This is a genomic window from Deltaproteobacteria bacterium (genome assembly GCA_040223695.1).
GTDB lineage: Bacteria > Desulfobacterota_D > UBA1144 > Nemesobacterales > UBA2774 > JAVKFU01.
Window position 1 is genome coordinate 113,858 of sequence record JAVKFU010000009.1, and the last position, 15,655, is coordinate 129,512.

At 50.2% G+C, this 15,655-nt stretch carries 16 protein-coding genes; 12 read left to right on the plus strand and 4 right to left on the minus strand.

What is annotated here, in order from left to right:
* Positions 1-25 precede the first annotated feature (25 nt).
* Positions 26-844: an inositol monophosphatase gene (locus tag RIG61_02155; protein ID MEQ9617957.1), complete on the minus strand. Its 819-nt coding sequence runs from the start codon at positions 842-844 to the stop codon at positions 26-28.
* A gap of 75 nt (positions 845-919) precedes the next feature.
* Here RIG61_02155 and RIG61_02160 point away from each other — a divergent pair, with 75 nt between their 5' ends.
* Both RIG61_02160 and RIG61_02165 read left to right on the plus strand, forming a co-directional pair.
* Complete coding sequence (locus tag RIG61_02160; protein ID MEQ9617958.1) at positions 920-1,198, plus strand: hypothetical protein; 279 nt, start codon at positions 920-922, stop codon at positions 1,196-1,198.
* Positions 1,199-1,494: 296 nt separating this feature from the next.
* Positions 1,495-2,346 (plus strand): IPTL-CTERM sorting domain-containing protein, encoded by an 852-nt coding sequence (locus tag RIG61_02165; protein ID MEQ9617959.1) that lies wholly within the window; start codon positions 1,495-1,497, stop codon positions 2,344-2,346.
* A gap of 75 nt (positions 2,347-2,421) precedes the next feature.
* On the opposite strand, the gene RIG61_02170 is transcribed toward RIG61_02165, so the two are convergent.
* Together RIG61_02170 and RIG61_02175 are read right to left on the minus strand one after the other, a co-directional pair.
* Positions 2,422-2,991: an HAD-IIIA family hydrolase gene (locus RIG61_02170; GenBank protein MEQ9617960.1), complete on the minus strand. Its 570-nt coding sequence runs from the start codon at positions 2,989-2,991 to the stop codon at positions 2,422-2,424.
* Between the two features lie 187 nt (positions 2,992-3,178).
* Positions 3,179-3,394: a hypothetical protein gene (locus tag RIG61_02175; GenBank protein ID MEQ9617961.1), complete on the minus strand. Its 216-nt coding sequence runs from the start codon at positions 3,392-3,394 to the stop codon at positions 3,179-3,181.
* Positions 3,395-3,689: 295 nt separating this feature from the next.
* On the opposite strand from RIG61_02175, the gene RIG61_02180 reads away from it, so the two are divergent.
* The 3 genes from RIG61_02180 (at position 3,690) to RIG61_02190 (ending at position 7,513) form a co-directional block, all read left to right on the plus strand.
* Positions 3,690-4,787: a site-2 protease family protein gene (locus RIG61_02180; GenBank protein ID MEQ9617962.1), complete on the plus strand. Its 1,098-nt coding sequence runs from the start codon at positions 3,690-3,692 to the stop codon at positions 4,785-4,787.
* A gap of 97 nt (positions 4,788-4,884) precedes the next feature.
* On the plus strand, positions 4,885-7,131 hold the full coding sequence (locus RIG61_02185; GenBank protein MEQ9617963.1) for a heavy metal translocating P-type ATPase: 2,247 nt from the start codon (positions 4,885-4,887) through the stop codon (positions 7,129-7,131).
* A 16-nt stretch (positions 7,132-7,147) separates the two neighbouring features.
* Entirely contained in the window at positions 7,148-7,513 is a 366-nt protein-coding gene (locus RIG61_02190) for a cupredoxin domain-containing protein (protein ID MEQ9617964.1), read from the plus strand.
* A gap of 171 nt (positions 7,514-7,684) precedes the next feature.
* On the opposite strand, the gene RIG61_02195 is transcribed toward RIG61_02190, so the two are convergent.
* A complete protein-coding gene (locus tag RIG61_02195; GenBank protein ID MEQ9617965.1) occupies positions 7,685-7,891 on the minus strand; it encodes a cold-shock protein in 207 nt (68 codons plus the stop codon).
* 178 nt (positions 7,892-8,069) lie between these two features.
* Between RIG61_02195 and tpx the strand changes: the two genes are divergently transcribed.
* The 7 genes from tpx to RIG61_02230 all read left to right on the plus strand — a co-directional run bounded on the left by tpx (position 8,070) and on the right by RIG61_02230 (position 15,648).
* Entirely contained in the window at positions 8,070-8,588 is a 519-nt protein-coding gene (tpx, locus tag RIG61_02200) for a thiol peroxidase (protein ID MEQ9617966.1), read from the plus strand.
* A 165-nt stretch (positions 8,589-8,753) separates the two neighbouring features.
* Positions 8,754-9,311, plus strand: coding sequence for an iron-sulfur cluster assembly protein (locus tag RIG61_02205; GenBank protein MEQ9617967.1), 558 nt, complete (start codon positions 8,754-8,756; stop codon positions 9,309-9,311).
* Between the two features lie 47 nt (positions 9,312-9,358).
* A complete protein-coding gene (bioD, locus tag RIG61_02210) occupies positions 9,359-10,102 on the plus strand; it encodes a dethiobiotin synthase (GenBank protein MEQ9617968.1) in 744 nt (247 codons plus the stop codon).
* Positions 10,103-10,293: 191 nt separating this feature from the next.
* Positions 10,294-10,863, plus strand: coding sequence for a cytochrome c3 family protein (locus tag RIG61_02215; protein ID MEQ9617969.1), 570 nt, complete (start codon positions 10,294-10,296; stop codon positions 10,861-10,863).
* 12 nt (positions 10,864-10,875) lie between these two features.
* On the plus strand, positions 10,876-13,809 hold the full coding sequence (locus RIG61_02220) for a molybdopterin-dependent oxidoreductase (GenBank protein MEQ9617970.1): 2,934 nt from the start codon (positions 10,876-10,878) through the stop codon (positions 13,807-13,809).
* A complete protein-coding gene (nrfD, locus tag RIG61_02225) occupies positions 13,809-15,146 on the plus strand; it encodes an NrfD/PsrC family molybdoenzyme membrane anchor subunit (GenBank protein MEQ9617971.1) in 1,338 nt (445 codons plus the stop codon). Before RIG61_02220 ends, nrfD begins: the two co-directional genes overlap by 1 nt.
* The gene (locus tag RIG61_02230; GenBank protein ID MEQ9617972.1) at positions 15,139-15,648 is read left to right on the plus strand and encodes a DUF3341 domain-containing protein; all 510 of its coding nucleotides are present in this window, start codon (positions 15,139-15,141) and stop codon (positions 15,646-15,648) included. Before nrfD ends, RIG61_02230 begins: the two co-directional genes overlap by 8 nt.
* The last annotated feature ends 7 nt before the right edge of the window (positions 15,649-15,655 follow it).

Here is a 15,655-nt window from a genome sequence, read left to right on the forward strand (position 1 = left end):
CATAGTCCCGCCTTGCTCAGGCTTGTCACAGCAATTTAATACTTAGTTTTCCGTTTGTCGCCAGAAGGTCGAATCTTCGGTTCTGTTTAAATTCCTTCCACTCGTAGGGAGTCCCGTCAAAGTGAAGAATATCGCCTCCCGCTTCTGTGACAAAGAGAACGCCGGCTGCGATATCCCAGAGGGAAATCTTTGTAGTCATATAGCTCTCGGCTCTCCCCATTCCCACTGAGGCGAGCTCGAGCGCGGCGGATCCCAGTTTTTTCGTGTCCCTGAGCTGAAGATAGTATTTGCCGAGCAGCTTTAGGGACTCCTTCTTGTTTTTGACTCCTCCCTCGCAGTAGACCCCGTAAGCGCTGCTTGCCCTGCTCACATCCGATACCCCCGCCTTTTCGGTTTTTTTTCTGAGCAGGTCGTAATGATAAGCCCCGTAGTTTCTTACAGCTACGAACCTTTCATGCATCATTGGAGCTTCTATGACCGCCAAAACAGGCTCACCACTTTTCCAGAGGGCAACGGAGACCGCGAACATCGGGTTCTGGTCGGCAAAATTGCTCGTTCCGTCAAGGGGGTCGATTATCCAGAGGTAATCGGAGCCTTTATCTATAAAGCCCGTTTCCTCGGTGACGTAGGAGTGTGTCCCGAAGTATTTTTCTATCGAGTCTCTGATAATCCTGTCTGCCACCAGATCGTATGCGCTCTTTACTTCTTTTACGGTGCCGCGCTCCACCGGGTCCTCCTTTCTGAAGCTTTCTATGAGTTTCTTTCCCGCTCTGCCCGTAATCTCCATTGTCCGCTTTAGCGCCTTTCTCTCTTCGGCGGGTAATTTCAAAAGTGGGTCTTTCATAATGTTCCCCCTCGATATGATTTTTTCCGCACCCGGAATGATGTAGAATAAATAATATACGATCAGGGGGGAGATATGAGCGGGCCTTACCTAGAGGGAGAAAGGGCTTTGGAAAGGCTTGGCGATTTGACCGAGCTTATTTGCAGGGTTGCCGAAAAGAAGGGGCTTGACCGTGAGAACAGAGCCCTTATGGATGAAATTATAGGTGAGATGGGCGAGGCGCTTACGGAAAGGGATCTCGTGAGGGCCAAGAAGCTCGTTACCCGCCTTCTTTCCGAGGTTCTCGGATACGACACGAGCAGAGCCGGGTTCGTCATGAACAATCATCTCAATAAAAATGCCGGGTGGGACTGAAGCGCCTGATTTTTTAGCTCCCTCTGTATTCAATCACACGTTGTAAATTTTTGTCATACGCAGATTAGGGAAGCCTCTCTCCCTGATTGGATATTATCACCATAGTTATCTTTATTCATCTCCAGGATGCATCTCAGCTGGAAAGAGCATATTACAAGAATTACGCTTAACTTTTAAATGGCGCTTGACGAAAGCGGAGCGGTATAAGTCTTCTCCAATATCTATATTGATATAAAAAGTTAATTATGCTATTATGGACAATATTTACGCATACTTTTACTTTAGGGAGCACTGATATGGTTAAACTCTCTGATAAAATTTATATTCAATTCCAAAAAGTGATGTTATTGTTGTTGCTATTTTCTGTGACAGTTGTGCCTCTAGCTCAAGGCCAGACAATTTTTGGTTCAGACCTTGATACTGATAATCTCCTCGACATCAGCACGTTATCAGGGGCTGGTGCTATTGTAGGCAGCTTTGGGTTTGAAATCGTAGAAGGACTCGCTTGTGATATTGATACAATTACCCTGTATGGTGTTGATTTCGCAACGGATCAGCTTATAACGATCAACACGGATACAGGAGCGGGTACGGCAGTCGGTGCCATAGGCTTTACCAACGTATTCGGTTTGGCATTCGATCCTGATAGAAACATTCTTTATGGTTCGGAAATTGTCAATGACCAGCTATTAATAATCAACACGGATACAGGGGCGGGCATTATTGTCGGAGCAATAGGGTTTGGAAATGTACGCGCGCTTGCGTTTGATAGCATCACTAATACCCTTTATGGTGTAGATTTGTCCACAGATCAACTCATTACGATCAACACGAATACAGGAGCGGGTACGGCAGTCGGTGCCATAGGTTTCGATGAGGTAGCCGGATTGACTTTTGATGCCGAAACAAACACCCTGTACGGTTCTGATAATGACACAGACCAATTAATAAGCATCAACACCGATACCGGCGAAGGTACCGTAATAGGTGAGATAGGATTTGAAGTCGTCAATGCACTAGCCTCCTGCAATCCTCGAATTATTAGTACTAATATCCCATCCCTTTCCGAGTGGGGCCTTGCAGTCATGACGGTTGTATTGGGGATAATAGGTATACTGGCTTTACGAGGAAGAAAGACAATAGCTTGATCAGAACCCGAACTTAGCGGAAACAGTGCGAATTTAATACATAAAGAGGCGCGGTGTAATTGTCAATACGAACAGCTATTTCTCAGGAGAATTCTGTTCACTTATTATTCGGTCTGTGGCTCCTGTAAGATCTCTTTCGACGAAATCCGCGTGCAGCGAGCGCTCGTCGGAGCCGGTCAGTACCTGAACGGTCCTGAGGCCCGCGTTTTTACCCGCCGCCATATCGACATCGGAATCACCTACCATCCAGGAAAGAGACGTATTTATCTCATAGGAACCGCGGATGAGGTCGATCATGCCGGTTTTGGGTTTTCTGCAGTCGCATACAACATTGTAAGGGTATAGCGTCCCGCGGGGATTGTGCGGGCAGTACTCGTATTTCGTTATGTAAACGCCGTTATACTTCAGTATTAAATCGAGACAGTGATGAAGCTCCTCGACATCATTTTCCGTTAGATGCCCTTTTGCTATTCTCCCCTGGTTGGTTACGACGAAGAGATGAAAGTTATTATTCGACAATTCCCTGAGCGCTGTAATGTAGTCTTCGGGGATATAGAAGTCCTCCACCCTGTAGATATATTTCTCTCCCCCGTGAGGGAGCAGTATGGTTTTGTCTCTGTCCAGAAATACGGCTTTAGAACTCATTCGCGCACCTGTTTGGATTCGGAAAGTTAAACTCTAACCCAAAAGGAGGGTCAGGCCAACACCTGCGCCTGAGATAAGGAAGCTTCTAATCCTGTATTTGGCGTATGAATAATACGGCTTTATTCAGAGTGGTTTTGATCGGGGTTGTCCGGTTTGTTCGTGTTCCGTGCAATGTGCCGGGAAGTTTTTATTTATTCCCCGTTTTGAAGTATTTGTCTCTGGCCTCTTTGGGAAGATGCCTTTTCAAATATTCCACGACGGCTTCTCTCACAATCTGGGCGGGCCTCATATGAAGGTGCCACTGTGAATCGTTTAGCATGTCCACGAATTCCTGGGAAGCCTTGACGTATATTGCTTTCTCCAGCGTTTCTTTCTTCTTCTTTTCTTTCTTCTTGGTAACCATATTTTAAATATATAACATAGTTCAGATATAAAATGAATAGGCATTTTATAAATCGGGTAAACAGCTGTAAAAACTGCCCTGTCTGATCCGTCTGCGGGATACTGTTTTAGTCGTTTACGGGTGCTACAGGTCTTGAAGGCTTGCAATAAAATATTATTATCTTTATATAGGGGGCGGCGTGATGTAAGCCGCGCGGATTGGCGGTTTCAGCCTCGGTATATAAAGAGGCCGTCAGTAATACGGAGACATGAATTCTATCTGGTAGTTGGAAGAAAACAGGCGGGGGAGCGGTTTGATGAAGTGGTCCTGGAAGCTGGGAGAGTTCGCGGGCATAGGCGTTTACATGCACGCGACTTTTATTCTCATTATAGCCTGGGTAGTGCTTATACACTGGAGGCAGGGGCACGGCCTGTCTACTATAATTTCGGCTATTATTTTTGTTCTGGCTATTTTTCTGTGCGTCGTGCTACATGAGTTCGGACATGCCCTTACGGCGAAAAGATACGGAATAAAGACCCGCGATATAACTCTTCTTCCCATAGGCGGGGTCGCCCGCCTCGAGCGCATGCCTGATGACCCGATGCAGGAATTCTGGGTCGCGCTTGCGGGGCCCGCCGTAACCCTGGTTATCGCAGCCCTTTTATATCTCTGGCTTCAGTTGACGAGCGGATTAGTGCCTCTGGACGAGCTTACCGTAACCGAGGGTTCTTTCGCCGAGCGTCTTATGCTGGTTAACATATTCCTTCTTGTATTTAACTTGATTCCGGCTTTTCCCATGGACGGGGGACGGGTGCTGAGAGCGCTTCTCGCGCTTCGCGGGGATTACGTCAGAGCCACTCAGACGGCAGCTGTAATAGGGCAGGGTATAGCTCTTATATTCGGATTTATAGGTCTTTTCACAAACCCGTTCCTGATATTCATCGCGCTTTTCGTGTGGATAGGCGCCGCTCAGGAGGCGAGCATGATAAAGATCAGGTCGGCGCTGGGCGGGATCCCGGTATCGAGAGCGATGCTGACCGATTACAAAACCGTCTCTCCCGGAGACACTCTCAAGCGTCTGGCGGATCTGACAATGGCGGGTTCACAGCAGGACTTCCCCGTTGTCGAGGGCGGCAGGGTGACAGGGATAGTTTCGCACGGAGACCTCATCAAAGGGTTGTCGGAAAAGGGGCATACCGCGACCGCGGGCGAGATAATGCGCCGTGAGTTCCAGGTTGTCGATCCTTCCGAGATGCTTGAGATGGCGTTTGGGCGTCTTCAGGCAGGCGATCTGTTTACTATGCCTGTGGTCCGTAACGGGATGCTGGTCGGTCTCCTGACAATGGACAACGTGGGTGAATTTATGAGGATACAAGGGGCCGTATCGGGCTCCGGGACGCGCGGAAAATCCTGATTCCGCGCTTAAATTTAAATTGCTGATTGTTTTTAACAGCATACTGGTATTATTTATATATAATCCGATATTTTTAATCGGACGGACGGTATAGAAAATGGCAAAAGCTACGGAAAGCACTAAACCCAAATCACAGAAAACACAGCGTCTTCACGTGAGCGACATGAGCTGCGCGGGATGTGTTGAGACCGTGGAAAAAACACTCAAGTCGGTTTCAGGGGTTAATGACGCCCGGGTGAATTTCGCCGAGCGCACCGCGACCGTGACAGGAGATGTATCGCCTGATACCCTAGTCGACGCCGTAGGCAACGCGGGCTATACGGCTTCGGTTATGGATGGCGATATTGCGGAATCGGAAAAGGAGAACATGGAGCTCGGGCATTACAAAGCACTTCTCAAAAAAACGGTGGTATCCGGTGTTATCGGATTAATTATATTCCTGGTAAGCATGCTTAATTTGCTCCCTCCCCTGGAGGCTCTCTCGGGGCAGGTGTCCTGGGGGGTCGTGTCGATTCTGACTTTATTCGTTCTTACCTACGGCGGCGGGCGGTTTTTCACCGGAGCGTGGAAATCCTTTAAAAATCATAACGCGAATATGGATACGCTGATCGCGATCGGTACCGGAGTCGCATGGGTCTATTCGACCTTTATCGTAATCTTCCCCTACTCGGTGTCGGAAATAGCGAGGCATATGTATTTCGAGACCGCGGCGATAATCATCGCTTTTATCAATCTGGGCTCGGCTCTCGAGATGAGGGCGCGCGGCAAAACCTCCCAGGCGATAAAACGTCTGATAGGGTTACAGCCCAAGACCGCGCGCGTGGTGCGGGGAGGAAGCGAAGTCGATATTCCTATCGAAGAGGTTGAGTTCGGCGATATAGTCCGGGTGCGCCCCGGGGAAAAGATTCCGGTGGACGGCGAGCTGACGGAAGGCTCGTCCCATGTGGATGAATCGATGCTCACGGGCGAGCCTATGCCGGTTGAGAAAAAGACCGGAGATGAGGTTGCAGGCGGAACGATAAATAAATCGGGAAGCTTTTTGTTCAGGGCCACGCGTATTGGCAAGGACACGGCTCTCGCGCAGATAATCGACATGGTCAGAAAGGCCCAGAATACCAAGCCCGCCATCGGGCGCCTCGCCGACAGGGTCTCGGGGATATTCGTGCCGACCGTGCTTATCACTGCGGTTGTCACAATGCTGATATGGTTTAATTTCGGTCCCGCCCCCAGGATTACGTACATGCTCGTTACGACCATGGCTGTTCTTATTATCGCCTGCCCCTGCGCGCTCGGTCTCGCAACCCCCATCTCCGTTATGGTTGGTGTCGGAAAAGCCGCCGAATACGGGGTGTTGATACGAAGGGGCGACGCGCTTCAGCAGGCGGGTCAGCTGACTACGATTGTACTAGACAAGACCGGGACCATAACCGAGGGAAAGCCGGAGTTAACCGCGCTTGACGCGGAGGGCATTACAGAAGAAGAGCTGCTGGGGATTTCGGCCGGTGTCGAGGCCAATTCCGAGCATCCACTCGCGGAGGCTGTGGTGGAAGCCGCCAGAAAGAGGGGCATAGAGCTCAAGACTGTCGAGTCTTTCGGCGCGGTATCCGGACACGGAGTCAGGGCCGTTTACGGCGGGAGCGAAGTGCTTATGGGTAACCGAAAGTTCATGCTCGACAACAAAATCGATATAGAAACGGCAGTGTCGAAGTCAGAAGAGCTGTCCGAATCGGGACAGACGGTGATTTTCGTGGCCCTGGGGGGCAGCCTGGCGGGGGTTCTGGGTATATCAGACCCTGTAAAAGCCGATTCCAGGGAGGCGATAAAGAGGCTTCAAGCCGACGGGATAAGGGTAATCATGCTTACCGGGGACAACAGGGTTACCGCCGGGGCCGTGGCGAAGCAGGTAGGCGTGGATGATTTCATAGCCGAGGTCCTGCCGGAAGATAAGGCCCAAGAAGTCTCGAAGTTACAGCGGAAGGGAGAGAAGGTAGGAATGGTCGGCGACGGAATAAACGACGCGCCCGCTCTGGCCGGGGCGGATGTAGGATTCGCTATCGGCACGGGGACCGACGTAGCTATAGAGAGCGCAGACATAACCCTTATGAGGGGCTCCCTCCACGGGGTCGCGGACGCCGTGGGAATATCGAAAGCAACTTTGAGAAATATAAAGGAAAATCTAATCGGAGCGTTCGGATATAATACCCTCGCGATTCCTGTCGCGGCCGGAATTTTGTTTCCATTCATCGGAATACTTTTGAATCCGGTAATAGCGGGGGCCGCGATGGCGCTTTCATCGGTTACGGTCGTCACGAACGCGAACCGCCTCAGGTGGTTCAAGCCGTAAAGCTGCGAGTGTCGAGATGAGCATTCTAATCAACATACTGGGATTAGCCCTGACCGCGTTCATCGTATGGTGGTTCTGGATTTATAAAAGCGGTGCCGCCGCTCACGCGGAAGGGGATGCAGTAAGCATTGTGGTTGATTCGGGAGTGTACGAGCCTTCTGTGATACACGCGCCCGCCGGAGAGCCGCTCACCCTGCGCTTTATACGTAAAGACAGCAGTCCATGCGCTGAAAAGGTCATTTTCAACGACCTTGATATAAGCGCCGACCTCCCTGTCGGAGAGCCCTATGATCTCAGCTTCACGCCTGAGAAGCCCGGCGAATACGAATTCACCTGCCAGATGGCAATGTACCGCGGAAAGTTGATTGTCGAGCCGGAATGAGCGCTGAAACCCCGTACCGCTTCTGCTTTACTCACGGACTCGAGCGAACCCCTCTCCAAACGGACACAGAGCCGTCAATTTTTGAAACAAGAAGTCCTTTTGTGTAAAAATTACCTTCAATTAAGTAAAAGTTACCGTCGGGAACTTCTTGGAATAGAAGCCCGAAAGGGTCTACTCGGAGACCTTGGTAACCTTGCTGGCCTGCAGGCCCTTGGGACCTTCAACTACCTCGAATTCGACTTCGTCTCCCTCGACTAGGGTTTTAAAGCCGCCGCCTTCGATAGCGCTGTAATGCACGAATACATCGTTCCCGCTATCCTGCTCGATAAAACCGAATCCCTTGGATTCATTAAACCATTTAACCTTACCTTTCAAAATCAATTCCTCCGAACAATAATTTGAAAGCAAGAGTACATACTTTATAAAATTTAGTCAATAGAATTAGAAATATGGTCGGGGAATTATGGGGATTTGACATCAAAACTTATTCTATATAGCCTGTAACAAAACATTCATTGAATCGAAAATATTAACAATTCGAGGAGGTATTATCCGTATGTCCGAAGAAAGACCGAACGTGGTTAAAATGAAAGGCAACCCGGTGACCCTCGTGGGTCACGAGGTAAAGATAGGCGAAAAAGCTCCTGATTTTACGGCACTCGAAGCATTGGGCTCGCCCGTCGGGCTGGGTGATTTAAAAGACAAAGTGAAGGTGTTCAACGTTGTGGTATCCGTCGACACGCCGGTGTGCGACGTTCAAACCAAGAGATTTAATCAGGAGGCTGCGAATCTCGGAGAGGGCGTGGAGATTCTGACTATCAGCATGGATCTGCCTTTCGCGCTCAAGAGGTACTGCGCTGCAGAGGGGATTGATAAAGTAAGAGCACTCTCCGATTATCAGAACGCGTCGTTCGGAGAGGCTTACGGAGCGCTGATAAAGGAAAACAGGCTTCTTGCGAGGGCGATATTCGTCGTTGATAAGGATGATAACGTAAAGCACGTTGAATATGTCGGAGAGATAACTGAAGAGCCCGATTACGAATCCGCTCTATCCGCGGTAAGAGAGTCTTTGTAGATTAAAAATATCGAGCTTTGAGAAGGGAATTCTGAGTTCTCGGGATTCCTTTCCCTGTTTTCACGGGGAAATTCACTCTATTATCCCTCACGCTTCCTTTAAAAATCACTTCCGCAAATGTATTCTTATATTTTATGAAGTAAATTCACTCCGGGAGGTTTTGCTATGGGGCTTGGAAAAATGCTTACGGGTCTTTTTAAGAAGGACGGCGACAATTACGATGAAAAAAACAAAATAGAAGATAATTCCTCTGTGAGGATGAATAAAACCGAGTTCGCGGATTCCCCGGTCAGCGGTCAATCCGCTACCGGGACCGGCGGGCATGGTGAGGATCAGGGTCAGGGAGAGAATAAAATCACGGAAGGGGTTTCGGAGCCTGAGTCCGCCGCCGGTAAAGCTTCGGAAAACGACGGAGCGGGCGCAGAGCTTACCGAAGAAAAAATTCTTTCGGTTCTGAGCGAGGTATATGACCCTGAAATCCCGATAGACATCGTAAACCTCGGCCTGATTTACGGGATTGAGATCGAAGGCGGTAACGTACGTATAAATATGACGATGACCGCGCCCGGATGTCCGGCCTCGACTCAGATAGCGGGGGAATCCAAGATTCTGGTGGAGGAAATTCCGGGTGTCGAGTTCTGCGAGATTGAGATTGTCTGGGACCCGCCCTGGGACCCGAGCAAGATGAGCGAGGAGGCCCAGCAGAGTCTCGGAATGTTCTGATTTTATTTCGTTCCCGATTTTTGCTCTCCGGAGAATTCTCAAGCCTAATGAAAGAGTCCCTTCCCCACGGCATTTTTATAACAGGTACGGACACCGGGGTCGGAAAAACCGTCATAACCGCGGCTCTAGCCTGGACGCTCAAACGGGCGGGCAGGGATGTCGCCGCACTAAAACCCGTTCAGACGGGTACGGAGCAGTCAGGCCCGACGGACATAGATTTTGTGCAGAATGTCCTCGGGACGAAATACGGCATTGACGACGTCTGTCCGTACCGCTTCCCAAAACCGCTGGCCCCTCTGGTGGCGTCTGAAATCGCGGGCGAGAAAATAGATACCCGGAAAATCAGGAAAGCCTGCGACAGGCTTGAATCCGTTCATGACATCGTGCTGGTCGAAGGGGCGGGAGGACTCCTTGTTCCGATACTGGAGGATTACCTTATGTCCGATCTCGCCTCTGATCTGGATTTGCCCCTGCTCATAGTAGTGCGTCCGGGGCTTGGGACCCTGAACCATACGCTTCTGACCGTGGAGTCGGCCAGGGCAAGGGGTCTCGAAGTGCTGGGGATTGTGATAAATAATTTTCCGCAGGACCCCGGTATCGCGGAACGCACTAACCCCGGACTGATCACGGCAATGTCCGGCGTACCTCTTCTGGGCGTTTATCCCTCCGACCCGGCCCTTTCGGTCGAGAAGAACAATCCGGGGAATATCAGGGAAACCGCGCCTTCCGCCCTCGCGCCGCTTTTCGGGGGCACTTTTAACAAGACCGAATTTCTTTCCGGGCTGAGTTGAATCCGAAGCTCATGCCTCGAAGCCTCCGAATTCAGTCGGGAACATCGTTTATTTGTTTATTTCAGTCATTTTTAAAAAGTATGGTTGCATGAACTTGACAGATTTCCTCGGTATGATATACATACTAGGCGTTTTTGAGAACTAACTCTTAAATTTCCAAATGGACACACTCCAGAGCTAAGGTAGATAGGATGAGAAAACGGATAAAATTGCTTTCAGTACCGGTTCTTGCTCTAGTTTTTTTTGCCGGCTTTTATTTTTTCGATAACGCTGAAAGCAGCAATAAGGGTCCCGCCCAGCCTGTAAGATTCAGCCACAAAATCCATGCCACCGATGACCAGATTCCATGTCAGTATTGTCACAGCTTTGTGGATGTGTCCCCTAATCCGGGAATACCCTCGGTTAAAAAATGCATGGGCTGCCATCAGCATATTGCGGGACGCGATGTGGAGTACGATTTCGACGGCACAACGATAAATATCATGCAGGAGATAGCCAAGGTGAGGCAGTATTGGGCGAAAAAAGAGCCCATTCCCTGGATAAAGGTTAATTCGATGCCCCAGTATGTGCATTTTACGCACAAAAGACATATTCAGCGCGGTTTCGAATGCGCTCAGTGCCATGGGGACGTTGCGAATATGAATCAGGTTCACAAGGTCGAGAGGCTCAACATGGGTTTTTGCATCACGTGCCATACTGAAAACGCGAAGGATCACGAAGAGCTTACGCACCTTAAAGATTGTCTGACTTGCCATTATTAATTGGAGGAGGAGATGTCTCAAGATAAGAAGGGTGGTTTAAAGAGAAGGGATTTCCTGAAAATTATAGGTGTCGCGGGAGGCACGGCTGCCGTAACAGGAGCCTGTTCCGACCCTGTCGAGCAAATAATCCCTTACGTTATTCCGCCTGAAGGTATCATTCCGGGAATTCCCAACTTCTACGCAAGCACATGCAGAGAATGTCCCGCAGGGTGCGGAATCATAGTCAAAAACCGGGAAGGCAGGGCGATCAAAATCGAGGGAAACCCCGAGAACCCGATAAACGCCGGGGCCACATGCGCGCGCGGGCAGTCGACGCTTCAGGGTCTGTACAACCCGGACCGTATAAGATCGCCGCTCCATAAAAACGACTCTGGCAGACTTCAGCCCGCGGGTTGGGAAAATGCGCAGAAACTGCTCGTTGAAAAAATCGAGGAGATAAGAAAAAGGGGCGACGGAGACAAAATCGTCTTTCTGTCCAACCACGTTTCAGGCACGCTGGGAGAGCTGATAGGAGACTGGATTGAAGGGGTGGGAGGAAAGCACCTTTCCTATGAAACCTTCGCGCACGAGCCTTTAAAAGAGGCTAACCGTATAGTTTTCGGAATAGATAAAATACCGACATACAATATAGACAAAACCGAATACCTGCTTTCCTTCGGAGCGGACTTTCTCGAGACCTGGATTTCTCCCGTTTCTTACACCGGCCAGTTCAGCAAAATGCACGGCGTCAAGGATAAATCCGTGGGGAAATTCGTACATATAGAGCCGAGGGCCTCGCTCACAGGCGCGAACGCAGACGAATGGGTCGCCGTAAAGCCGGGCACTGAGGCTATTCTGGCGCTGGGTATCGCGAACGTTATAGTGAATGAGGGTTTATCCAGGGGAGGCGGCGGTCTTGCCTCGGCCCTGGGGAGATACACCCCGGAAGAAGTGTCCGCGATGACCGATGTTCCCGCGGATACGATAAAACGGATAGCCAGGGAATTCTCGTCCATGCAGCCCAGTCTGGCTATAGGCGGAGGGGCTGCCACGACTTCCACAAACGCGACTGAAACCCTGGTCGCAATAAATATCCTCAATTCTGTCGCCGGTAACGTGGGAGAAACAATCGATTTCGGAAACACCCTTACTCTGTCCGATGTTAGCTCCTTTGAAGACATATCCTCGCTTGTCGATTCCATGAATAACGATGAGATTGAGCTTCTTTTTATATATAATGTAAATCCTGTTTTCACCCTTCCGAAGGCCATGGGTTTTAAAGACGCGCTCAAGAAGGTCCCCTTGGTAGTGAGCTTTTCGAGCTTTATGGATGAGACGACCGAGCTCGCTCAGCTGGTGCTTCCCGATAATACGACACTGGAGTCATGGGGAGATTACGTGCCCAGCCAAAGTGTCCACGGGTTGATACAGCCGATAATGACACCCATTTACAATACGAAGGGGACGGGCGACGTGCTCCTTTCCGTAGCGGGTGAGCTTGAAGGCATGAAGGATAAATTCAAACAGGCGACATATTACGATTATTTAAGGGATTCATGGAAAAAGGTCTGGGGTTCTGTTCCGGGCGGAGGGGATTTCGAGTCCTTCTGGAAAAGCGCCCTGGAAAAGGGCGGCATCTATAAAGATGTAAATCCCGCCGCGGTGTCACAGTCCGGAAATCTGTCCGGTGTCAGATTCTCTGAGCCCGAGTTCAAAGGCGACGGTGAGTATTACCTTATGGCTTATCCTTCTTACAGGTATTACGACGGAAGGGGGGCGAACAAACCCTGGCTTCAGGAGCTTCCCGATGCTCTCACTACCGGAGTCTGGGATTCGTGGGTTGAATTACATCCCGATACGGCCAAGAAACTCGGCGTAAAGCTGGGGGATTTCGTAAAGATAGAGTCTCCCGAGGGAGCGATCGAAACCCAGGTCTATGTTTATGAGGGAATAAGGCCCGATACCCTTGCGGTGATGATCGGACAGGGGCACACGAGTTACGGAAGATACGCTAAAGACAGAGGGGTTAACCCCATCGACCTGCTCCCTGTTGCGACCGACAGATTGTCCGGCGGATTTGCCTGGTTTTCGACAAGGGTAAGCGCGTCTGCGACCGGCAGACACGCTCAATTCGTTCAGACGCAGTACACGACGACGCAGCATGACAGAATGGTCGCGCAGGAGGTCACGCTCAGTGAGCTTGAGCACGGCATACATCACGAAGAGCATCCTGAAGGGGATTTTTATCCCCCCAGGAAATACAGCAGATACCGCTGGGGCATGGCAATCGACCTACAGAAATGCGTAGGCTGCGGAGCCTGCGTTACCGCATGCTACGCTGAGAACAACGTACCGTTCGTCGGTAAGGACCTTGTCGCCAAGAGGCGCGACATGGCATGGATCAGGATTGAAAGGTACTTTGAAAAATCGGACAACAGGGCGGGGTTCGAGACAAGATTCCTGCCCATGCTCTGCCAGCAGTGCGGAAACGCCCCGTGCGAGCCGGTCTGCCCTGTGTACGCGACCTACCACAATCCCGAGGGCCTGAACGGTATGGTTTACAACAGGTGCGTAGGGACGAGGTACTGCTCGAATAACTGCACGTATAAAGTAAGGAAGTTCAACTGGTTCTCATATAAATTGCCGGAGCCCCTTAACTGGCAGCTTAACCCCGATGTGACTGTTAGAGACAAGGGTGTAATGGAAAAATGCACGTTCTGTGTTCAGAGGATAAATTATGCGAAGGATCAGGCCAAGGACAAGGGCCGGGATGTGCTCGACGCGGAGATAAAAACCGCATGCGAGCAGGCCTGTCCGGCGGAGGCGATAGTGTTTGGAAATCTATTGGAGCCGGAAACCAGGGCTTCTAAGCTCTCGCATGACGACAGGGGCTATAAAGTGCTCGAGCCGATTAATACGCAGCCGGCGATTACGTATCTAAAAAAAGTAAAGTGGGATAAGTCATAATGAGTGAGCAAACGTCATTAACCTACGCAAAGGTTAACGAAGATATAATACGCATGCTGGATAAGCCTACCGTAAAGTGGCTGGCCCTGTTCCTGCCCACGCTGGGGCTGGTCGGGTTCGGACTATTCTGTTTTCTCTATCAGGTATATACGGGTCTTGGAGTCGCGGGCTACAGGCACCCGGTGTTTTGGGGCGTTTACATCACCGACTTTGTTTTCTGGGTAGGTATTGCGCACTCGGGCACATTGATTTCTGCAATACTTTTTCTTTTCAGGGCTAATTTCAGGTTGTCCATATATAGAATTGCCGAAGCTATGACCGTTTTTGCGGTACTGACAGCGGGACTGTTCCCGATTATTCACCTTGGAAGACCCTGGTTTTTCTACTGGCTCTTCCCCTATCCGAATCAGAGGGAGCTGTGGGTGAACTTCAAGTCGCCTCTCCTCTGGGACGTCTTCGCCGTGAGCACCTACCTTACGGTGAGCTCTGTGTTCTTCTTCGTGGGTATGATCCCCGATATAGCGGCCATAAGGGACAGGGTTAAGGAGGTCCCCCGCAAGATAGCATACTCGATACTTTCTCTGGGCTGGAAGGGGTCCAACTGGGAATGGCTTCACTATACAAGGGCCTATCTTTTCTTCGCTGCATTCGCTACGCCTCTTGTGCTTTCGGTGCACAGCGTCGTTTCCTGGGACTTCGCAATGTCCAATCTACCCGGATGGCATACCACTATTTTCGCCCCCTATTTCGTGGCCGGGGCCATATTTTCGGGTCTCGCAATGGTTATTACGCTCACCGTGCCGATAAGAAAGATATTCAGGCTCGAGCAGTACATAACTCTCGATAACTACGACGGAATGGCCAAGCTTATTATTCTGACTTCCCTCATAGTGGGCTACGCCTACGGCGTCGAGTTCTTCATGGCCTGGTACAGCGGAAGCCCTTACGAGTGGGGACAGTTTTACTACAGGGCTACCGGCGAATACGCTTTATTTTACTGGATAATGGTTGTATGCAACGTGATTGTGCCGATTCCTCTCTGGTTCAAGAGTGTGCGAAGGAATATCAAGATTCTCTTCATTATGTCCATTTTTATCAACATCGGTATGTGGTTCGAAAGGTTTAATATCATCGTTATTTCTCTTTCCCGCGGTTTCGACCCCGCGGCATGGGGTATTTACAAACCCTCATGGGTGGAGCTGGGTATAACGGTAGGAAGCTTTGCCTGGTTTTTTATGTTCTTCCTTATTTTTATTAAAACTCTTCCCGCGGTTTCGATCGCCGAGATAAAGGAAATTTTGCCGGTGCCAAGGAAGGAGGCAAAAGATAATGGATAATCAGGGAGTACTCGGGATATTTTCATACCTTGACGTTACGGTCAATGCCGTAAAGAAGCTAAAAAACGAAGGCTTCAAGAACCTGCGGGTTTTCTCACCCATGCCTAATCATGAAATCGAGCATGTCATGGACGAGCCTGAGAGCATAGTCCGTTTCTTCACCCTTTTCGGCGCGATGCTGGGCGCGGCGTGCGGCGTGGGTTTTACAGTGCTTACCTCCACCGACTGGCCGATTTCCGTGAGCGCGAAGCCCATAGTTTCCATCCCGCCGTACATAGTAATTATCTTCGAGCTCACTATTCTTATCGGAGCCCTTTCCACGCTGCTGGGTCTTCTGATAAACTCGCGCCTCAGACGGAATACGCCGAAGAGTATGTATGACCCGAGATTCTCGGAGGATAAGTTCGGAGTTATGGTTACATGCGCCAAGGATAAAGTGAAAAAGGTTGAGGAGATTTTCAATTCCGAGGGGGCTGAAGAAATCAAGGTAGACGGTGTCTGAGCACCCA